Origin of the sequence: Enterobacter sp. MEB024, assembly GCF_030209635.1 — a bacterium.
Classification (GTDB): domain Bacteria; phylum Pseudomonadota; class Gammaproteobacteria; order Enterobacterales; family Enterobacteriaceae; genus Enterobacter; species Enterobacter ludwigii.
The window spans coordinates 16,217-36,117 of the sequence record NZ_JARVRQ010000007.1 but is presented as its reverse complement, the minus strand read 5'-3'; the positions used below and the strand labels follow the sequence as shown (position 1 = coordinate 36,117).

At 56.3% G+C, this 19,901-nt stretch carries 17 protein-coding genes; 9 read left to right on the top strand and 8 right to left on the bottom strand.

All coding sequences use genetic code 11. From position 1 onward, the window contains the following. Positions 1 to 15: 15 nt before the first annotated feature. The 7 genes from nei to QRN24_RS14335 all read right to left on the bottom strand — a co-directional run bounded on the left by nei (position 16) and on the right by QRN24_RS14335 (position 5,935). Positions 16 to 807 carry an endonuclease VIII gene (gene nei, locus QRN24_RS14365; protein ID WP_044857124.1) on the bottom strand — a complete coding sequence of 264 codons (792 nt, stop codon included), beginning with the start codon at positions 805 to 807 and terminating at the stop codon, positions 16 to 18. A 21-nt stretch (positions 808 to 828) separates the two neighbouring features. Continuing rightward, positions 829 to 1,566: a 5-oxoprolinase subunit PxpA gene (pxpA, locus tag QRN24_RS14360; protein ID WP_284942831.1), complete on the bottom strand. Its 738-nt coding sequence runs from the start codon at positions 1,564 to 1,566 to the stop codon at positions 829 to 831. Further along, complete coding sequence (gene pxpC, locus QRN24_RS14355) at positions 1,553 to 2,485, bottom strand: 5-oxoprolinase subunit PxpC (protein WP_014169164.1); 933 nt, start codon at positions 2,483 to 2,485, stop codon at positions 1,553 to 1,555. The genes pxpA and pxpC overlap by 14 nt, the downstream gene beginning before the upstream one ends. Further along, positions 2,479 to 3,135, bottom strand: a complete 657-nt coding sequence (gene pxpB, locus QRN24_RS14350) for a 5-oxoprolinase subunit PxpB (RefSeq protein ID WP_014169163.1) — start codon at positions 3,133 to 3,135, stop codon at positions 2,479 to 2,481. Before pxpB ends, pxpC begins: the two co-directional genes overlap by 7 nt. Positions 3,136 to 3,149: 14 nt before the next feature. Further along, positions 3,150 to 3,893 (bottom strand): type 2 GTP cyclohydrolase I, encoded by a 744-nt coding sequence (locus QRN24_RS14345; protein WP_284942830.1) that lies wholly within the window; start codon positions 3,891 to 3,893, stop codon positions 3,150 to 3,152. Between the two features lie 10 nt (positions 3,894 to 3,903). Beyond that, complete coding sequence (gene phrB / locus QRN24_RS14340; protein ID WP_262104891.1) at positions 3,904 to 5,316, bottom strand: deoxyribodipyrimidine photo-lyase; 1,413 nt, start codon at positions 5,314 to 5,316, stop codon at positions 3,904 to 3,906. Positions 5,317 to 5,728: 412 nt separating this feature from the next. After that, positions 5,729 to 5,935, bottom strand: a complete 207-nt coding sequence (locus QRN24_RS14335) for a YbfA family protein (protein ID WP_014883027.1) — start codon at positions 5,933 to 5,935, stop codon at positions 5,729 to 5,731. A gap of 307 nt (positions 5,936 to 6,242) precedes the next feature. On the opposite strand from QRN24_RS14335, the gene kdpF reads away from it, so the two are divergent. From kdpF to potE, 9 genes are all read left to right on the top strand, one after another. Further along, positions 6,243 to 6,332 (top strand): K(+)-transporting ATPase subunit F, encoded by a 90-nt coding sequence (gene kdpF, locus QRN24_RS14330; protein ID WP_015386886.1) that lies wholly within the window; start codon positions 6,243 to 6,245, stop codon positions 6,330 to 6,332. Continuing rightward, complete coding sequence (gene kdpA, locus QRN24_RS14325; RefSeq protein WP_284942829.1) at positions 6,332 to 8,011, top strand: potassium-transporting ATPase subunit KdpA; 1,680 nt, start codon at positions 6,332 to 6,334, stop codon at positions 8,009 to 8,011. The genes kdpF and kdpA overlap by 1 nt, the downstream gene beginning before the upstream one ends. Positions 8,012 to 8,029: 18 nt before the next feature. Next, entirely contained in the window at positions 8,030 to 10,078 is a 2,049-nt protein-coding gene (gene kdpB / locus QRN24_RS14320; RefSeq protein WP_014169157.1) for a potassium-transporting ATPase subunit KdpB, read from the top strand. A 12-nt stretch (positions 10,079 to 10,090) separates the two neighbouring features. Then, positions 10,091 to 10,666 (top strand): potassium-transporting ATPase subunit KdpC, encoded by a 576-nt coding sequence (kdpC, locus tag QRN24_RS14315; protein ID WP_020884974.1) that lies wholly within the window; start codon positions 10,091 to 10,093, stop codon positions 10,664 to 10,666. After that, on the top strand, positions 10,667 to 13,354 hold the full coding sequence (gene kdpD, locus QRN24_RS14310; RefSeq protein ID WP_014169155.1) for a two-component system sensor histidine kinase KdpD: 2,688 nt from the start codon (positions 10,667 to 10,669) through the stop codon (positions 13,352 to 13,354). It abuts the gene before it with no gap. After that, entirely contained in the window at positions 13,351 to 14,028 is a 678-nt protein-coding gene (gene kdpE / locus QRN24_RS14305) for a two-component system response regulator KdpE (RefSeq protein ID WP_014169154.1), read from the top strand. Before kdpD ends, kdpE begins: the two co-directional genes overlap by 4 nt. Before the next feature lie 278 nt (positions 14,029 to 14,306). Next, positions 14,307 to 14,411, top strand: a complete 105-nt coding sequence (speFL, locus tag QRN24_RS14300; RefSeq protein WP_106503839.1) for a leader peptide SpeFL — start codon at positions 14,307 to 14,309, stop codon at positions 14,409 to 14,411. 256 nt (positions 14,412 to 14,667) lie between these two features. After that, complete coding sequence (gene speF, locus QRN24_RS14295) at positions 14,668 to 16,866, top strand: ornithine decarboxylase SpeF (protein WP_020884975.1); 2,199 nt, start codon at positions 14,668 to 14,670, stop codon at positions 16,864 to 16,866. Next, complete coding sequence (gene potE, locus QRN24_RS14290) at positions 16,863 to 18,176, top strand: putrescine-ornithine antiporter (RefSeq protein ID WP_284942828.1); 1,314 nt, start codon at positions 16,863 to 16,865, stop codon at positions 18,174 to 18,176. The genes speF and potE overlap by 4 nt, the downstream gene beginning before the upstream one ends. A 70-nt stretch (positions 18,177 to 18,246) precedes the next feature. Here the strand turns inward: potE and pgm are convergent, their stop codons facing one another. Continuing rightward, on the bottom strand, positions 18,247 to 19,887 hold the full coding sequence (gene pgm, locus QRN24_RS14285) for a phosphoglucomutase (alpha-D-glucose-1,6-bisphosphate-dependent) (protein WP_284942827.1): 1,641 nt from the start codon (positions 19,885 to 19,887) through the stop codon (positions 18,247 to 18,249). Between the last annotated feature and the right edge of the window lie 14 nt (positions 19,888 to 19,901).

Sequence of the window (19,901 nt, the reverse complement as noted above, 5' to 3'; positions counted from 1 at the left end):
GTTACCGTTTTCATTTTACTTCTGGCAGTGCGGACACCAGTAAAACGGTCTCGACGACAGCGTGGTTTTCGCAATTAACCCGCCGCACCGCTCACACGCCTTCCCTTCACGATGAAACACCTTAAAGCGGAACAATGCCCCATGGTGCTTGTTGTCATCCACCACGCCACGCGTATTGTAGGACAGGCGCGGGATATCCAGCAGTGCGTGGGATAACGCCTCCAGCTGTTCATCACTGAGTTGCGATGCCTTATGCTGCGCCGCCAGGCCCACTTCCCAGAGGATTTCCACCCGCAGGTAATTTCCTAATCCAGCCAGAAACGCCTGATCGAGCAACAATCCGGAAAACTGTCGGTTACGAAACCGAGGTGATACCAGACGGGATTTCACCTCGCCCGGGGTCAGGCTCATATCCAGCACATCCGGCCCGACGCGCTGCAGGAACGGGTGAGTGAGCAGCTGCTCTGGCGTTAACATTTCGATATCGGATGCACTGTAGAGCAGAATCGCGTTGTCTGCCGTCTGGAGCCTGACGCGCAGTACGCGGGTAGTTTGCGGCTGCTCGTTTGCCTTCACCACGCGCCAAACGCCGTACAGCTGATTATGGCTATATAACGTCAGGTTATGGGAGAAATGCGTGAGCAGCGCTTTGCCGCGCGTTTCAATGTGCGTCACCGTCTGCCCCACCAGCTGGGCTTCAAACGGTTTCAGTTGAGGAAAAGCAAACCAGACATCCGTCAGCGGTTTGCCCTTTATCGCCGCCTCGAGGCTATCCGCTGCACGGCGGATCTCCGGGCCTTCAGGCATTTTTCTGTCCTTATCGTTATGTCATGCACTCACGAAAATACCCTGCTCCGCAAAGGCCGTCCGTAAGCGGCGTGCAAACTGCAGCGCATGCTCACCATCGCCGTGTAAACACACCGTATCCGCCTGGACTCTGGCCGTTGAACCATCAATTGCCTTTACCGAGCCCTCACATACCATCGCCAGCGTTTGCGCCAGCGCCTGTGATTCATCGGTAATAAGCGCACCGGGCAGTGAACGGGGAACCAGGCTGCCGTCCGGCTGATACCCTCTGTCAGCAAAAACTTCCTGACGGGTGGTTAACCCCAGCCGCTGTCCGGCGCGAATAAGCTCGCTCCCCGCCAGCCCCACCAGAATGAGCTGCGGGTTGCAGTCCCGCACCGCGCGGGCAATGGCATCCGCGAGAGCCGGATCTTTGGCCGCCTGATTGTAGAGCATGCCGTGGGGTTTCACATGGCGCAGCACGCCCTGCTGGGAACGCACAATCGCCTCCAGCGCGCCCGTTTGATAGAGCGTCTGGGCATACACCGTCTCAGGAGGGAGATCCATTGCCGTGCGGCCAAAATTATCCCTGTCAGGAAAACTGGGATGTGCCCCTATCGCCACGCCGTGCTTAATCGCATTACGCACGCTGACCAGCATGGTTTGCGCGTCACCCGCGTGAAACCCGCAGGCAATATTGACCGAAGAGACCAGCGTCATCAGTTCAGCATCGGCACTTCCGCCCTCACCCAGATCGGCGTTTAAATCAATCTTTGCCATCGAGCCTCCATGCCAGTTGTTCCAGATAACGCTGCTGATCCTGGCGTGCCTTCAGCGCTTCCTCCAGCGAACATTGCACAAAATGAATCGGCTGTCCGAGAGGAATTTGCGCCAGATGGTAGCGATCCGCTTCAATGATGCAGGCAATACGCGGGTATCCCCCCGTGGTTTGCGCATCGTTCATCAGCACGATCGGCTGACCGTTACCCGGCACCTGAATGACGCCAGGCAATAAACCGTGTGAGAGCAATTCCCGATCTGTCGTACGGGTCAATGGCTGCCCCTGCAGGCGGTATCCCATACGGTTACTTTGCGGGCTGATCTTCCACGGCGAACGCCAGAACGTCTCCTGAGCGACTTCATCGAACTCCTGATATTCCGGCCCCGGTAAGGCACGGATCTGGTTGGTCCATAACAGCTGTTTTACCCCCTGGGCCGTCGAGAAGTGACGCGTTGAGGGGTTAACCGCCAGACGATCGCCGTCACGCAGCAGGCGCCCTTCATGACCGCCAATGCCGGCTTTCTGATCGGTGCTGGATGAACCCAGCACTTCTGGCACATCAATCCCTCCTGCGACCGCAAGATAGCTTCGCACGCCGTGCACAGGACGTTTAAGGGTCAGACGCTGCCCGGCTTTCGCCCGCAGCCGCCAGCCTGTCCAGACCGCTTTGCCATCCAGCTCGGCGTCACAAGCGGCCCCGGTTAAAGCAAACCAGGTCTCCTCGCCGAATTCAATCACACACTGGCCAAGCGTAATTTCGAGTGCCGCCGTGCTGCCAGGGTTGCCCACCAGCACGTTAGCAATCTCCAGCGCAGGCCTGTCCAGCGCACCACAGTAGCTCACGCCCGACTGACGCATGCCAAAGCGGCCGGCATCCTGTACGGACGTGTAAAGCCCGGCGCGAATCAGCGTTAACATACCCCCTCCTTCTGCGGGATAAAGCGCAGGGTATCGCCGGGACGAAGGAGTATGGGAACCTCCTGCCCTGGTTCAAATAACGGCCTGGACGTATGCCCGATAAGCTGCCAGCCACCCGGTGACGTCAGAGGATAAATGCCGGTCTGCTCACCCCCGATAGCCACCGTGCCCGCCGGCACGCTCAGGCGGGGTTCGGCGCGACGCGGCGTATGCAACTGCGGTGAGAGCCCCCCCAGATAGGGGAAGCCCGGCTGGAAACCTAAGAACCAGACCACGTAATCAACGCAGGCGTGCAATTCAACCACCTGCTTTTCCGTTAATCCGCAGTGTTCCGCCACCACGCCAAGATCGGGTCCATGCTCGCCGCCATACACCACCGGGATCTCAATTGTCCGGGAATCCGGCTCCAGCGCCTCGCTCTCTTCCCACCAGCGCTGCAAACGTTCAATAGCATCCAGCGCCAGCGTATGCGGATTACGCAGCACCACGGTGATGTTATTCATACCCGGAATCGCTTCAACCACTTCCGGCACATCGGCCAGGCGCTGCGTTAGCCGCCAGATACGCTTTTGCGTGGCAAGGGTCACTGGCGGTTCCAGCTCCAGAACCACTGCCGTTTCGCCCAGAAGATAACAACGCGCTCGCTGCACTCAGATACCTCTCATCAGGCCGGGTTAGGGATATCAATAAACGTGACATCCAGATCGGTATTTTCGGTCAGCCATTCACTGAGGGCGCGAATTCCGCCACGCTCCGTGGCATGGTGACCTGCCGCGTAAAAATGCAGACCTTGCTCACGCGCCGAATGGACGGTCTGCTCGGACACTTCTCCAGTGATGAAGGCGTCGACACCAAAGCGTGCCGCGCTATCAATAAAGCCCTGACCACCACCAGTACACCAGGCAACCCGCTTCACCGTATCCGGACCGGTGTCACCGCACCAGACCGGACGGCGTCCCAGACGCGCTTCAATCCAGGAAGCCAGCTCCAGGCCGGGCACCGGCATGGCCAGCTCTCCCCATGGCACCAGCGGCTCAATTTCACCCATGACGGTAATCCCCAACAGCTGCGCGAGCTGTACGTTATTGCCCAGCTCCGGGTGCGCATCCAGCGGCAGATGGTAACCGTACAGGTTGATATCATTTGCCAGCAGCGTTTTCAGGCGGTTTCGCTTCATACCGCGAATGATCGGTGCTTCGTTTTTCCAGAAATAACCGTGATGAACAATAACGGCATCCGCTTCCTGACGGACAGCTTCGTCCAGCAGCGCCTGGCTTGCCGTCACGCCAGTGATAATTTTCTGCACCGTTTCGCGTCCTTCAACCTGGAGGCCGTTCGGGCCGTAATCGCTGAAGGAGGCGCTGTTCAGTTTTTCGTTAATCAGGCTTTCCAGTTCGCTGTTTTTCATCATTACTCTCTTAAGCTTTGCGGGCGGCCTCGTACGCCGCCAGCGTGGCGACACGCGCCTGTTTATGGTCAACAATCGGACGGGGATAATCGAGCTTCACCCTCTGTTTATCCGCCCATGCCCACGGGTCGTGGATCGCTTTTGCAGGGACACTGCTCAGCGCGGGCAACCAGCGGCGGATAAACTCGCCGTCTGCATCAAATTTTTGTCCCTGCGTGGCAGGATTAAAAATACGGAAATAGGGCGCGGCGTCGGTTCCAGTGGACGCCGCCCACTGCCAGCCGCCGTTATTCGCCGCCAGATCGCCATCGATCAGCTGAGAAATAAAATACCGCTCCCCGACACGCCAGTCGATAAGCAGATCCTTCACCAGGAAGCTGGCGGTAATCATTCGCAGCCGATTGTGCATCCATCCGGTTTCATTGAGCTGGCGCATCGCGGCATCAACAATCGGGAAGCCCGTTTCGCCTTTCTGCCAGGCCTGTAAGTGGCTCTCGTTGTGTTGCCAGTTTACGTTATCAGTCCAGGGTATAAACGGACGATGCTTACATAAATCAGGGTGATACGTCATCAAATGGCGATAAAATTCGCGCCAGATAAGTTCGTTAAGCCAGACGGAGCCGGGCCCCCCGTCCAGTGCCTGCGGTTGTTCCGCCAGAAGACGATGCAGACACTGGCGCGGAGAGAGCACACCCAGTGCCAGACAGGCCGATAAACGGCTGGTGCCCTCTGTCGCGGGAAAATCCCTGCGCGCGTCGTAATCGCCTGCGCCCGCTTTACAAAACTGGCGCAGCTTCGCGATAGCGTTTTTTTCGGTAGCCGGGAACAGAGTCTCATCAAACGCCTGTTGCGGATAGTCAAACTCCCGCTCGGGTATCTCCGTTATGGCGTCTCCCCTCACGGTAGGTGCAGCCACGCATTCCGGCAGTGCCTCCTTCAGTCTTTTAATGAAGGCATTTTTAAACGGCGTAAAGACTTTATACATCTCGTGGTTGCCGGTCATGACACTGCCCGGCGGCAGCATGACGCTGTCATCAAAACCCTGACACTCTACATCCTGCAGGATTTTCTCCAGCTGACGATCCCGCTGACGTTCATTGAATTCGTACTGATAGTTGTAAAAAAGGTGGGTGACATCGTACTGCTCACAGATTGCCTTCACAGCCTGGCATTGCGCGGAGAAGTCACTGACCTCTTTATAAATGAGCGGGATCCCTTTTTCGGCAAGCGAACACTGCAAGCCATTCAGATGTGAGCTGAGGTAAGCCGCCTGGCGTGGTGCCATAGCATGCTGCTGCCACTGCCCGGGGGTGGCGATAAACACCGCCAGCACGCGGGCTTCCGGGGAGCGGCAGGCAGCCGCAAGGGCGAGATTGTCATGTACGCGCAGGTCCGCGCGAAACCAAACCAGATGGGTGGGCATAAAACTCCTGGCAATTATCCATTATGTCCGTAAGGCCATGCCACTAAAGAGAAAATGCGGCTGGCTTTTATCTACTTTGCCATGAAGTGTAGACGCGATGAAATAAAAAAGGCCGCCCGGGGCGGCCTTAACGCTACGTATCTTGCGCCATCATGGTAAAAGCAATAAACACTGTCGGTTCATCACGTCTTACCACGAGTACGCTGGTGACAATGAACGCAATGCAAAAAGAGCGTTTCATCATGCGGTCCCTGCTGCTAACCGCTCCACCGTTCACCACCGGTGATAAGTCGGTGGATACACGCTCTGACGGGTGCCCAAAAACGGCCCAACGGACCGCGGATCCTGAGGGATAAAAAAAACCGCCACATTGCTGTAGGCGGTTTTTTTATTGCTGTGTGTCGTCTTCGTATCAGTAAAAATCGCAGGTCGCTTTCTCGGCCTGATCCATCCACACCGGCTTCTCGCTGGTTTTGGCCCAGACGCGGTGCAAATAGCTATAAAAACGTGCGCGGTCTTTCCAGAAGAGCATCACCGGCAGGGCCAGCACGCCAGCCACTACGGCGAAAGTGCGACGCATGAAAACGATATGAGCCGGATACGCTTTATAAAGATCCATATTTTCTCCCCTATAGTTGGCCGGAAACATGCTCCGGAAAATTTGAAATCTGTGATCTGGCTAAAATAATACCGCTTTGTTTGTAATTTTACTACTCATCAGACCAGTTATTTTCATCAATTTAGTGAATATTTACATTTCCGCCGTAAGTAAGTTACAAAAAAGTTAACGATTTACTTACCAATAGTTAAATTGTGCCTTTTCCATTTTTATACTTTTTTTACACCCACCCTGCCGATTTTTGCGAAATCTTTGCGCCATAAATCCTACCGTTAACACAAATACAAATGTCACTCGGAGGTGGATTGTGAGTGCAGGTCTGATTACCGGCATCGTGCTGGTGTTCCTGTTATTGGGTTATCTGGTCTACGCCCTGATTAATGCGGAGGCCTTCTGATGGCTGCTCAGGCGTTTTTACTTATAGCCAGCTTTTTACTGGTCTTATTGGTGCTTGCCAGACCGCTGGGAACGGGTCTCGCGCGGCTGATCAACAACGTGTCCTTACCGGGTACGGGAAGTATCGAAAAAGGGATCTGCCGCGTACTGGGAATACGCGATCAGGAGATGAACTGGCGTCAGTATCTGGTCGCTATTCTGCTGCTGAATATCGTTGGGCTGGTCGCGCTCTTTGTCATGCTGATGTTGCAGGGTAGCCTGCCGCTGAACCCGCAACAGTTACCGGGCTTGTCCTGGCATCTTGCGCTGAATACGGCCGTCAGCTTTGTCACCAATACCAACTGGCAATCCTACGCCGGCGAAACCACACTGAGCTACTTCAGCCAGATGGTGGGATTAACCGTACAAAATTTCCTCTCAGCAGCCAGCGGTATCGCGGTTGTCTTCGCGCTGACGCGTGCGTTTGCACGTCAGAATATCGGTACGCTGGGCAATGCCTGGGTTGATCTCACGCGCATTACTCTGTGGGTCTTACTTCCGATTGCTCTGCTTATCGCGTTGTTCTTTATTCAACAAGGTACGCTGCAAAACCTGCTGCCTTACGCCCCTTATACCTCGCTTGAAGGGGCAAAACAGCTTCTGCCGATGGGGCCTGTGGCCTCACAGGAAGCCATTAAGATGCTCGGTACGAATGGTGGCGGTTTCTTCAATGCCAACTCATCGCATCCGTTTGAAAACCCAACGGCACTGACCAACGCAGTGCAAATGCTGGCGATCTTCCTGATCCCCGCAGCGCTGTGCTTTGCTTTTGGCGATGTGGTGAACGATCGTCGTCAGGGTCGCACCCTGCTCTGGACCATGTCGCTAATCTTTGTCGTCTGTGTTGCGCTGGTGATGTGGGCCGAATGGCAAGGTAACCCGCATTTCCTGACGCTGGGCGCTGACGGCACCATGAATATGGAAGGGAAAGAGAGCCGCTTTGGCATTCTCGCCAGTAGCCTTTATGCCGTGGTCACGACGGCGGCATCCTGCGGGGCGGTCAATGCTATGCACGACTCCTTCACGGCACTGGGCGGCATGATCCCGATGTGGCTGATGCAGATCGGTGAAGTGGTATTCGGCGGCGTAGGCTCGGGTCTTTACGGCATGCTGCTGTTTGTTCTGCTGGCGGTGTTCATTGCGGGTCTGATGATTGGTCGCACCCCGGAATATCTGGGCAAAAAAATCGATGTCCGTGAGATGAAGTTAACCGCGCTGGCGATTCTGGTCACCCCCGCCCTCGTGCTGGCGGGTACCGCACTGGCACTGATGACGGAGGCCGGACGCAGCGGCATCTTCAACCCTGGCATCCACGGCTTTAGCGAAGTGCTTTATGCCGTCTCTTCTGCTTCTAACAATAACGGTAGTGCCTTCGCAGGCTTAAGCGCTAACTCACCGTTCTGGAACTGTCTGCTGGCGTTCTGCATGTTCGTGGGTCGTTTCGGGGTCATTGTGCCGGTGCTGGCGATTGCCGGGTCGCTGGTGAGCAAAAAAATTCAACCGACCACCAGCGGGACGTTGCCGACCCACGGCGCGCTGTTTATCGGACTGCTGACCGGTACCGTGCTGCTGGTCGGCGCCCTGACCTTTATCCCCGCCCTCGCGTTAGGCCCGGTCGCGGAATACCTCTCTTTACGCTGATTTTGCGGAGAATTTGTCATGAGTCGTAAACAAATGGCCCTGTTCGAACCGTCGTTAGTTCGACAGGCCCTCATGGATGCGGTGAAAAAGTTGAGCCCGCGCGTGCAGTGGCACAACCCGGTGATGTTTATCGTCTGGATAGGGAGTTTACTCACCACCGCGCTGGCGATTGCCATGGGAACGGGTCATCTGCAGGGGAATGCGATGTTCACCGGCGCTATCAGCCTGTGGCTGTGGTTCACCGTACTGTTTGCCAACTTTGCGGAAGCGCTGGCGGAAGGCCGCAGCAAAGCGCAGGCCAATAGCCTCAAAGGGGTGAAAAAGACCGCTTTTGCGCGCAAATTACGCGAACCGAAATACGGTGCCCAGATGGACCATGTCCCGGCAGATGAACTGCGTAAAGGTGACGTGGTGCTGGTCGAAGCCGGGGACATTATCCCCTGCGACGGTGAAGTCATCGAAGGCGGCGCGTCGGTAGATGAAAGTGCCATCACCGGGGAATCCGCTCCCGTCATACGTGAATCCGGGGGTGATTTCGCCTCCGTGACGGGCGGGACACGCATTCTCTCCGACTGGCTGGTGATCCAGTGTAGCGTCAACCCGGGTGAAACCTTCCTTGACCGTATGATTGCCATGGTGGAAGGCGCGCAGCGTCGTAAAACACCAAACGAAATTGCCCTGACCATCCTGCTGGTGGCGCTGACGATTGTCTTTCTGCTGGCAACCGCCACGTTATGGCCATTCTCCGCTTACGGCGGTACCGCGGTCACCACCACCGTTCTGGTGGCGCTGCTGGTCTGCCTGATCCCGACCACCATCGGGGGGCTGCTGTCGGCCATCGGTGTGGCCGGTATGAGCCGTATGCTGGGCGCGAACGTCATCGCTACCAGCGGACGTGCGGTCGAGGCCGCAGGGGATGTGGACGTTCTGCTGCTGGATAAAACCGGGACAATTACCCTCGGTAACCGCCAGGCGTCAGAGTTCTTACCTGCCCCCGGCGTGGATGAAAAAACGCTGGCGGATGCGGCGCAACTCTCTTCCCTCGCCGATGAAACGCCGGAAGGCCGCAGTATCGTGATCCTCGCTAAGCAGCGCTTTAACCTGCGCCAGCGCGACGTTCAGAGTCTCCATGCGACTTTCGTTCCCTTCACGGCACAAACCCGAATGAGCGGCATCAACATTCAGGACCGCATGATCCGTAAAGGCTCCGTCGACGCAATTCGTCGCCACATTGAAGCCAACAATGGTCATTTCCCACCAGAAGTGGACAACCTGGTCGAGAGCGTGGCACGTCAGGGCGCGACGCCGCTGGTGGTGGCTGAAGGGGCACATGTGCTGGGGGTGATTTCGCTGAAGGATATCGTAAAAGGCGGGATCAAAGAGCGCTTTGCCCAGCTGCGGAAAATGGGGATCAAAACGGTGATGATCACCGGGGACAACCGTCTGACCGCCGCCGCGATTGCTGCCGAAGCGGGCGTGGATGATTTTCTCTCGGAGGCAACGCCTGAAGCCAAGCTGGCGTTAATTCGTCAGTATCAGGCGGAAGGTCGCCTGGTGGCGATGACGGGTGATGGCACCAACGATGCCCCAGCCCTTGCGCAGGCCGACGTGGCGGTGGCCATGAACTCCGGTACCCAGGCGGCGAAAGAGGCGGGCAACATGGTCGACCTCGACTCGAACCCGACCAAGCTGATTGAAGTTGTGCACATTGGTAAGCAGATGCTGATGACGCGCGGTTCACTGACAACGTTCAGTATCGCCAACGACGTCGCAAAATACTTTGCCATCATTCCCGCGGCGTTTGCGGCCACCTATCCGCAGCTTAATGCGCTGAACGTGATGCATCTGCACTCGCCAGCATCAGCCATTCTCAGTGCGGTTATTTTTAACGCCCTGATTATTGTCTTCCTGATCCCGCTGGCGCTCAAAGGGGTGAGCTACAAACCGCTGACCGCGGCCGCCATGCTGCGCCGCAACCTGTGGATTTACGGGCTGGGTGGGCTGATTGTCCCCTTCATCGGTATCAAGGTTATCGACCTGCTGTTGACGCTGTTTGGGCTGGTTTAAAAGGTGAATCAAATGACGATGTTACGTCCCGCTATACTTCTGTTTATTCTGTTGTCGCTTATTACCGGCGGGCTTTACCCGCTGGTGACCACCGCGCTGGGCCAGTGGTGGTTTAAGGATCAGGCCAACGGCTCGCTGATCATGCAAAACGGTGAAAACCGCGGTTCGCGTCTGATTGGACAGAATTTTACCGACGCCCGTTACTTCCAGGGACGCCCTTCCGCCACTGCCGAAAGCCCGTATAATCCGATGGCATCCGGTGGCAGTAACCTGGCCGGCAGCAACCCGGAGCTGGATAAAGCCATTGCCGAACGTGTAGCTGCCCTGCGCGCCGCAAATCCACAGGCCAGCCGGGAGGTGCCTGTGGAACTGGTGACGGCCTCTGCGAGCGGGCTGGACTACAGCCTGACGCCGAAAGCGGTGGCATGGCAGATCCCCCGCGTCGCAGCGGCCCGTCAGCTGACGGTGGAACAGGTGAGCAAGCTGGTCGCAGAGCATACGCAAAAACCGCTGGTCAGCTTCATCGGCATGCCCGTGGTGAATATTGTTGAGCTGAATCTGGCGCTGGACGCGCTAAGGAAAAACTAAATGACCGACGAGCCCATGCGCCCGGATCCGGACAGGCTGCTCGAACAGACGGCTGAAGCCCATCGCGGCAAACTGAAAATCTTCTTCGGCGCCTGTGCTGGCGTCGGGAAAACCTTCGCCATGCTGACAGAAGCCCAGCGGCTTCGGGCGCAGGGGCTCGATATTCTTATCGGCGTGGTGGAAACCCACGGCCGGAAAGAGACGGCAGCACTGTTGAAGGGGCTGGCGACACAGCCGCCTCGCCGTATCAGCCATCGTGGGCGTCTGGTCACGGAGTTCGATCTCGACGCCGCCCTCGCCCGCAGGCCCGCGCTTATCCTGATGGACGAACTGGCACACAGTAATGCTTCCGGCTCGCGCCACCCCAAACGCTGGCAGGACGTTGAAGAGCTGCTTGAAGCAGGCATTGATGTTTTCACCACGGTAAATGTTCAGCATCTCGAAAGCCTGAACGACGTGGTCAGCGGCGTGACCGGGATTCAGGTTCGCGAAACCGTACCCGATCCCTTTTTCGACTCTGCGGACGAAGTGGTGCTGGTCGATCTGCCTCCAGACGATCTGCGCCAGCGACTGCATGAAGGAAAAGTCTATATTGCAGGTCAGGCCGAACGCGCCATCGAACATTTCTTTCGCAAAGGCAACCTGATAGCCCTGCGCGAGCTGGCCCTGCGTCGCACGGCGGATCGCGTGGACGATCAGATGCGCGCCTGGCGTGACCTGCAAGGGCAGGAGCGCGTCTGGCATACGCGGGATGCCATTCTGCTGTGTGTGGGTCACGGCAGCGGCAATGAAAAGCTCGTCCGCACCGCCGCGCGCCTGGCGGCCAAGTTTGGCAGCGTCTGGCATGCGGTCTATGTCGAGACGCCGCAGCTTCACGCGCTGCCTGAAAACCAGCGCCGCGCGATCTTAAGTTCGCTGCGTCTGGCACAGGAGCTGGGCGCAGAAACCGCCACCCTCTCCGATCCCCAGGAAGATAAAGCCATTCTGCGCTACGCGCGTGAGCACAATCTCGGGAAAATTGTCATTGGCCGTCGTCAGCATCGTCGCTGGTTTAGCCGCGAATCCTTTGCTGACAAACTGGCCCGGCGTGCTCCCGACCTCGATCTGGTGATTGTCGCACTGGATGACAAACCCACCCCTTTACCCAACCGCGCACCGGACAGCCGCACTTTTAATGATAAATGGCGAATTCAGATCCGCGGCTGTCTTGTCGCCGTCGTGCTCTGCGCGCTGATCACCGTGATTGCCAGCCACTGGCTGATTGCCTTCGACGCGGCCAATCTGGTGATGATCTACCTGCTCGGCGTGGTCGTGGTGGCGCTCTTTTACGGGCGCTGGCCCTCGGTACTGGCAACGTTCATCAACGTCATCAGCTTCGATCTGTTCTTTATCGCGCCCCGCGGAACGCTCGCCGTTTCGGATGTGCAGTACATTCTCACCTTTGCCGTGATGCTCACCGTTGGGCTGGTGATCGGTAATCTGACGGCGGGCGTACGCTATCAGGCCCGTATCGCCCGCTACCGCGAACAGCGCACACGGCATCTCTATGAGATGTCTAAATCGCTGGCGGTTGGCCGTACACCGCTGGATATTGTGCAGACCAGCGAGCAGTTTATCCGCTCGACCTTTCACGCCAGCAACCTGATTTTACTCCCGGACGAACACGGAAAACTGCGCCCGCTGACCTCGGCCTCAGGCATGACGCCCTGGGATGAAGCCATTGCGCGCTGGAGCTTTGATAAAGGACTTCCTGCGGGTGCAGGGACGGACACCCTGCCCGGCGTACCGTATCAAATTCTGCCGCTGCGCAGTGCCGATAAAAATCAGGGACTGGTGATCGTTGAACCTTCGAATCTGCGCCAGTTGATGATCCCCGAACAGCAGCGATTGCTGGAGACATTTACCCTGCTGGTGGCAAGCGCGCTGGAACGGCTGGCGCTTACCGCCAGCGAAGAACAGGCCCGTCTGGCAAGCGAGCGCGAGAGCATTCGTAACTCATTGCTGGCCGCCCTCTCCCACGACCTTCGCACCCCACTCACCGTGCTGTTTGGCCAGTCAGAAATTTTGACGCTGGATTTGGCAGCGGAAGGCTCGAAACATGCGTTGCAGGCCAGCGAGATCCGCCAGCATGTGCTGAACACCACACGCCTGGTAAATAATCTGCTTGATATGGCGCGTATTCAGTCGGGCGGATTTAACCTCAAAAAAGAGTGGCTCACGCTCGAAGAGGTGGTGGGTAGCGCTTTGAAAATGCTGGAGCCGGGCCTCGGTGGGCGCCATATTGCGCTGAACATGCCCGAACCGCTGACGTTAATTCACGTTGATGGCCCGCTGTTTGAACGCGTGCTGATCAATCTGCTGGAAAATGCCGGCAAATACGCAGGAGCAAACGCCCGGATTGGGGTGGATGCCACGGTGGAAGATCACACGCTACGGCTTGACGTCTGGGATACCGGGCCGGGTATCCCTGCCGGACAGGAGTTCGCTATTTTCGAGAAATTTGCCCGCGGTAATAAAGAGTCGGCCATTCCCGGCGTGGGTCTGGGTCTGGCGATTTGCCAGGCGATTATTGACGTTCATGGCGGTACCATTTCGGCGGAGAATCGCCCGGAAGGCGGCGCACGTTTTTGTGTTAAACTTCCTCTGGAAGCCCCGCCAGAACTTAATGAATTACCAGAGGATTTGTGATCAACGTTCTGATTGTTGAAGATGAGATCGCCATTAGCCGGTTTCTGCGTGCTGCGCTGGAAGGCGATGGCCTGCGCGTTCATGACGCCGGCACGCTCCAGCGGGGTTTGATTGAAGCGGCCACGCGCAAACCTGATCTGGTGATCCTCGATCTCGGCCTGCCGGATGGCGACGGCATCGATTTTATTCGTGAGGTTCGACAGTGGAGTCAGATGCCCATTCTGGTGCTGTCAGCCCGTACCGAAGAGTCGGATAAAATCGCGGCGCTGGATGCCGGAGCGGATGACTATCTGATTAAGCCTTTTGGTATTGGCGAACTGCAGGCTCGCCTTCGTGTCGCGCTGCGTCGTCACAGCGCCACCACCCCTGCCGACCCAACATACACGTTTGGTGATATTCGGGTTGATCTGGCAGCACGGCGCATTGTTCGCGGTGAAGAGGAAATCCATCTCACCCCCATCGAGTTTCGGCTACTCGCCGTTTTGCTCAATAATCACGGTAAGGTACTCACCCAGCGCCAGCTGTTGAGTCAGGTGTGGGGGCCAAACGCCGTGGAACATAGTCACTATTTACGCATATATATGGGACACCTTCGACAAAAACTGGAAGTTGACCCCGCGCGTCCTCGTCATTTATTAACTGAAACCGGTATCGGTTATCGATTCATGCTTTGAATAACTATTCAGTTTATTTTTAAATAAACGCCTACCCTCCCATAAAATACGCGCGAAAATAATCTCAGGGTTATTTTTTGGTGTATTTATGTCCATTCAGCACATTCATAACACAATCCATTAACGCAACATCAACATATCAGCATTTTGATCTGCGATATTCATCAAAAGCGAATATTTATTTCTGATTTGATCGGTTAACGGTGATCTGTTTCACAGTTAATCGCTTTTTCCAGGATAAAATGTCCATGCTTTCAATTACTGAAAGGAAATGAAACATGGAAAACAATAATCGTTTAATGCCCCATATAAGGCGGACAACTCATATCATGATGTTTGCCCACCGAAACTGTTTTGACTTTCATATCTTTAATGCCCGGTAGTCCTTCGACTTCTGGCGCACCCGCTTACAGGTTATCCTGAAACACCCTATTTTACAGGCCTTTGCCTGTGAACCCGTGCGCTCATTCATCTTAATTCAGGCTCATCCGCGACCGGGCGGACTGAATTCTATTCAGCAAAAAACGCATTACTGATTTTTTTAATCAGCGGCCTCCTTTTGCTGTTTTCCGGCATATTATCGATTTCTTTTCTGCAAGAAATCGAGGGACTGTCATTACCTAAAATAAAGAGAGAAAGATGAAAAGTTTAAAAATTGCAGCCAGCCGCGCCTGCCCTGATTGCTTTACCACTCACCGTGAACTGGTGGATATCAACGCCACGGATTATATTGATGTTGCCGCCATTGTTCTGGCCGTCAGCGATATTTTCACTGGTCGTATAGAAGAAATAGAAGCAACCGGATTTGGCATTCCTGTTTTTGTCGCGACGCATAAAGAAGAAATTATCCCGGCAGAGTATTTATCGCGGATCCACGGCGTATTCGAAGCATCAGACACCAGCAACGACTTCCACGGACGCCAACTGGAAGCGGCCGCGCAGAAGTATGAAACCCAACTGCGTCCGCCGTTTTTCCGGGCTCTGGTCGACTATGTCAAACAGGGTAACAGCGCCTTCGACTGTCCGGGTCACCAGGGCGGGCAATTCTTCCGCCGTCACCCTGCCGGCAATCAGTTTGTCGATTTCTTTGGCGAAACCCTTTTCCGCTCAGACCTGTGCAACGCCGACGTGGCGATGGGCGATCTGTTGATCCACGAAGGGGCTCCCTGCATTGCGCAGCAGCATGCGGCGAAAGTCTTTAATGCCGATAAAACCTACTTCGTGCTGAACGGAACCTCATCGTCCAACAAAGTGGTGCTCAACGCCCTTCTCACTCCGGGCGACCTGGTCCTGTTCGATCGCAACAACCATAAATCCAACCATCACGGAGCACTTCTTCAGGCGGGCGCAACGCCGGTCTATCTGGAAACCGCACGTAACCCGTACGGCTTTATTGGCGGCATCGACGCCCACTGCTTCGAGGAGAATTATCTGCGTGAGCTGGTATCCGAAGTGGCGCCGGGCCGTGCCCGCGACGCGCGTCCGTTCCGCCTGGCGGTGATCCAGCTGGGTACCTACGATGGCACCATCTATAACGCTCGCCAGGTCGTGGATAACATCGGCCATCTGTGCGACTACATCCTGTTTGACTCTGCCTGGGTGGGTTACGAGCAGTTTATTCCGATGATGGCCGATTGCTCTCCGCTGCTGCTGGAGCTGAATGAAAACGATCCGGGGATCCTGGTCACCCAGTCAGTCCATAAACAGCAGGCCGGTTTCTCGCAGACCTCGCAAATCCACAAGAAGGACAGCCACATCAAAGGCCAGCAGCGCTATGTTCCGCATAAGCGGCTGAATAATGCCTTCATGATGCACGCGTCCACCAGCCCGTTCTATCCGCTGTTTGCTGCACTGGACATCAACGCCCGCATGCATGAGGGACAGAGCGGCCGCAACATGTGGATGGACTGCGTGGTGACCGGTATCGAAGCCCGTAAGCTGATCCTGCAGAACTGCCAGTATCTTCGCCCGTTCGTGCCGGAACTGGTTGATGGCCGTCCGTGGGAAAGCTGGGACACCGCTGAGATTGCCACGGACCTGCGCTTCTTCCACTTCGTGCCCGGTGAACACTGGCACGCCTTCGAAGGCTATGCCGAACATCAGTATTTTATCGACCCGTGCAAACTGCTGCTGACCACGCCGGGTATTAACGCCCGGACCGGTGAGTACGAGGATTTCGGCGTCCCCGCCACTATTCTCGCCAACTTCCTGCGTGAAAACGGCATCGTGCCGGAAAAATGCGATCTCAACTCCATCCTGTTCCTGCTCACACCTGCCGAGGATATGGGCAAACTGCAGCAACTGGTCGCGCAACTGGTGCGCTTCGAAAAACTGCTCGAGACGGATGCCCCCCTCAAAGAGGTGCTGCCTTCTGTCTGTAAACAGTATCCGGAGCGCTATGCAGATTACACCCTGCGCCAGATTTGCCAGGAAATGCATGAGCTGTACGCCCGCCACAACGTGAAACAGCTGCAAAAAGAGATGTTCCGCAAGTCTCACTTCCCGCGCGTCATGATGAACCCGCAAGAGGCGAACTATGCCTACCTGCGGGGTGAGGTCGAGCTGGTCTCACTGCGCGATGCGGAAGGGCGCATTGCCGCCGAAGGTGCCCTTCCTTATCCACCGGGGGTGTTGTGCGTTGTGCCGGGTGAAGTCTGGGGCGGTTCCGTGCTGCGCTACTTTGCTGCGCTGGAAGAGGGTATCAACCTTTTACCGGGCTTCGCGCCGGAACTGCAGGGCGTTTACGTTGAGGAGTGTGACGGTCGTAAGCAGGTTCGTTGTAACGTCATCAAACACGCTGCCGCTCAGCCATCGCTGCTGAAAGGAGAAAAATTATGAGCAAGTCCAATAAAATGGGCGTGGTGCAGCTGACCATTCTCACCATGGTAAACATGATGGGGTCCGGGATCATCATGCTGCCCACCAAGCTTGCGGAAGTAGGAACCATTTCGATTATCTCCTGGATGGTGACCGCCGTGGGGTCAATGGCACTGGCCTGGGCATTCGCCAAGTGCGGTATGTCCAGCCGCAAGCCCGGCGGGATGGGCGGCTACGCCGAATATGCCTTTGGCAAATCCGGTAACTTCATGGCCAACTACACCTACGGCGTCTCTTTGCTGATCGCTAACGTGGCGATTGCCATTTCCGCCGTGGGTTACGGTACGGAGCTGTTCGGTGTGGCGCTGACCCCGGTGCAAATCGGGCTGGCGACCATCGGCGTGCTGTGGATCTGCACCGTGGCTAACTTTGGCGGCGCGCGTATTACCGGACAGATCAGCAGTATTACCGTCTGGGGGGTCATTATCCCGGTGGTTGGGCTGTGCATCATCGGCTGGTTCTGGTTTAGCCCCACTCTGTACGTCAACTCCTGGAACCCACACCATGTTCCGTTCTTCACCGCAGTGGGCTCTTCCATCGCCATGACGCTGTGGGCCTTCCTGGGGCTGGAATCTGCGTGTGCTAACGCCGAAGTGGTGGAAAACCCGGAGAAGAACGTACCGATTGCCGTGCTTGGCGGTACGCTGGGCGCAGCAGCCATTTACATTGTCTCAACCAACGTGATTGCAGGGATTGTACCGAACATGGATCTTGCCAGTTCCACGGCTCCGTTCGGTCTGGCCTTTGCGCAGATGTTTACGCCGGGTGTCGGGAAAGTGATCATGGGGCTGATGGTGATGTCCTGCTGCGGCTCGCTCCTCGGCTGGCAGTTCACCATCGCTCAGGTCTTTAAATCATCCGCTGACGAAGGGTATTTTCCGAAAATCTTCTCCCGGGTCAGCAAAGCAGAGGCACCGGTTCAGGGCATGCTGGCGATTGTTATCTTCCAGAGTGGGTTATCTTTGATGACCATCAGCCCGTCGCTGAACAGCCAGTTCAACGTGCTGGTCAACCTGGCGGTAGTGACCAATATCATTCCGTATATTCTGTCGATGGCGGCGCTGGTCATCATTCAGAAGGTGGCGAAGGTGGACGCAGGCAAAGCGAGGGTGGCGAATATTGTGGCGCTGATTGGGGCAATTTACAGCTTCTATGCGCTCTACTCTTCCGGCCAGGAAGCCATGCTGTATGGTGCGATGGTGACCTTTATGGGCTGGACGCTGTACGGTCTGGTATCACCACGGTTTGAATTGAAAAATAAACACAGTTAATGCAAAAGCAAAACGGCAACCCTGGGGTTGCCGTTTTGACTGCATCATGAGGGCATCAGCCCACCGCGATTTACGCGTTTTTCAGCACTTCGCTGACAATCTCTACCGCTTCTTTCTCAATCAGCTTACGGTGTTCGTCACCGAGGAAGCTCTCACAATAGATTTTGTACGCATCTTCCGTACCGGATGGACGCGCGGCAAACCAGCCGTTTTCGGTCATCACTTTCAGACCACCGATAGAGGCACCGTTACCCGGGGCCGCCGTCAGACGGGCCGTGATAGGGTCACCGGCCAGCGTGCTGGCACTGACCATCTCCGGAGAGAGTTTAGACAGCGCCGCTTTCTGCGCGGAGGTCGCGCCAGCCTGAATACGGTTATAGCTTGGCGCGCCAAAGCGTGCCGCCAGCTCGTTATAGTGTTCCTGCGGATTTTTACCGGTGACAGCGGTGATTTCCGCCGCCAGCAGGCACATGATGATCCCGTCTTTATCGGTAGACCATGGCGTGCCGTCGAAACGCAGGAAGGATGCGCCCGCGCTCTCTTCACCGCCAAAACCGAAGCTGCCGTCGTGCAGACCGTCAACAAACCATTTGAAGCCTACCGGTACTTCCACCAGCTTACGGCCCAGCGCCTCAACCACGCGGTCAATCATCGCCGAGGAGACCAGCGTTTTACCTACAGCCACCTCTTTGCCCCACTGCGGACGATGCTGGAACAGGTAGTTGATGGCAACCGCAAGATAATGGTTCGGGTTCATCAGCCCTGCCGGGGTGACAATACCGTGGCGGTCATAATCCGGGTCGTTGGCAAACGCCAGGTCGAATTTATCACGCAGCGCCAGCAGGCCCGCCATCGCGCACTCGGAAGAGCAGTCCATACGGATTGCGCCGTCTTTATCCAGGTGCATAAAGCGGAAGGTCTGATCAACGTGATCGTTAACGATGGTCAGGTTCAGCTTGTAATGCTCTGCGATGCGTTTCCAGTATTCGATACCGGAGCCGCCGAGAGGGTCAACGCCCAGCTTCAGACCGGCTCTCTGGATTGCCGCCATATCGACGATATCCGCCAGACCTTCCACAAATGGCTGCACCAGATCCTGCTCTTTCACATGGCCGGACGCCATGGCTGCATCCAGAGAGAGGCGTTTCACCCCATTCAGGCCATCCGCCAGCAGTGCATTGGCACGATCTTCAACCACTTTCGTGACGTTCGTGTCTGCCGGTCCACCGTTAGGCGGGTTGTATTTGATCCCACCGTCTTCCGGCGGGTTGTGTGATGGAGTGATCACAATCCCGTCAGCCAGCGCGCCGCCTTTTTTGTTGTGGACAAGGATCGCGTTAGAGACCGCAGGGGTCGGCGTGAAGCCGTTATTTTCCTGAACAATGACGTCAACGCCATTCGCCGTCAGCACTTCCAGCACGGAAATGAACGCCGGTTCAGACAGAGCATGGGTATCTTTTCCCACATAGCACGGACCGGTAACGCCGTTTTTAGCGCGCTCTTCCGCGATGGCCTGAGCAATAGCCAGAATGTGCGGTTCGTTAAAGCTATGGCGCGCCGCGCTACCGCGGTGGCCAGATGTACCAAACTTCACTGCGTGTTCTGCGTTGCCCACGACCGGTTTCAGCACGTAATACTGCGCGGTCAGCTGAGCGACGTTAATCAAATCGCTTTGTTGTGCAGGTTGGCCTGCACGGCTGTGATTTGCCATTACCGGGTCCTTCT

What these genes read in the sequence shown, in the direction of transcription:
- kdpD (WP_014169155.1), top strand. Translation starts at nt 10,667, where the DNA reads ATGACCGACGAGCCCATGCGCCCGGATCCGGACAGGCTGCTCGAACAG.
- QRN24_RS14345 (WP_284942830.1), bottom strand. Translation starts at nt 3,893, where the DNA reads ATGAAAAACAGCGAACTGGAAAGCCTGATTAACGAAAAACTGAACAGC.
- QRN24_RS14335 (WP_014883027.1), bottom strand. Translation starts at nt 5,935, where the DNA reads ATGGATCTTTATAAAGCGTATCCGGCTCATATCGTTTTCATGCGTCGC.
- phrB (WP_262104891.1), bottom strand. Translation starts at nt 5,316, where the DNA reads ATGCCCACCCATCTGGTTTGGTTTCGCGCGGACCTGCGCGTACATGAC.
- speF (WP_020884975.1), top strand. Translation starts at nt 14,668, where the DNA reads ATGAAAAGTTTAAAAATTGCAGCCAGCCGCGCCTGCCCTGATTGCTTT.
- pxpA (WP_284942831.1), bottom strand. Translation starts at nt 1,566, where the DNA reads ATGGCAAAGATTGATTTAAACGCCGATCTGGGTGAGGGCGGAAGTGCC.
- kdpA (WP_284942829.1), top strand. Translation starts at nt 6,332, where the DNA reads ATGGCTGCTCAGGCGTTTTTACTTATAGCCAGCTTTTTACTGGTCTTA.
- potE (WP_284942828.1), top strand. Translation starts at nt 16,863, where the DNA reads ATGAGCAAGTCCAATAAAATGGGCGTGGTGCAGCTGACCATTCTCACC.
- kdpB (WP_014169157.1), top strand. Translation starts at nt 8,030, where the DNA reads ATGAGTCGTAAACAAATGGCCCTGTTCGAACCGTCGTTAGTTCGACAG.
- kdpC (WP_020884974.1), top strand. Translation starts at nt 10,091, where the DNA reads ATGACGATGTTACGTCCCGCTATACTTCTGTTTATTCTGTTGTCGCTT.
- pxpC (WP_014169164.1), bottom strand. Translation starts at nt 2,485, where the DNA reads ATGTTAACGCTGATTCGCGCCGGGCTTTACACGTCCGTACAGGATGCC.
- nei (WP_044857124.1), bottom strand. Translation starts at nt 807, where the DNA reads ATGCCTGAAGGCCCGGAGATCCGCCGTGCAGCGGATAGCCTCGAGGCG.
- speFL (WP_106503839.1), top strand. Translation starts at nt 14,307, where the DNA reads ATGGAAAACAATAATCGTTTAATGCCCCATATAAGGCGGACAACTCAT.
- pgm (WP_284942827.1), bottom strand. Translation starts at nt 19,887, where the DNA reads ATGGCAAATCACAGCCGTGCAGGCCAACCTGCACAACAAAGCGATTTG.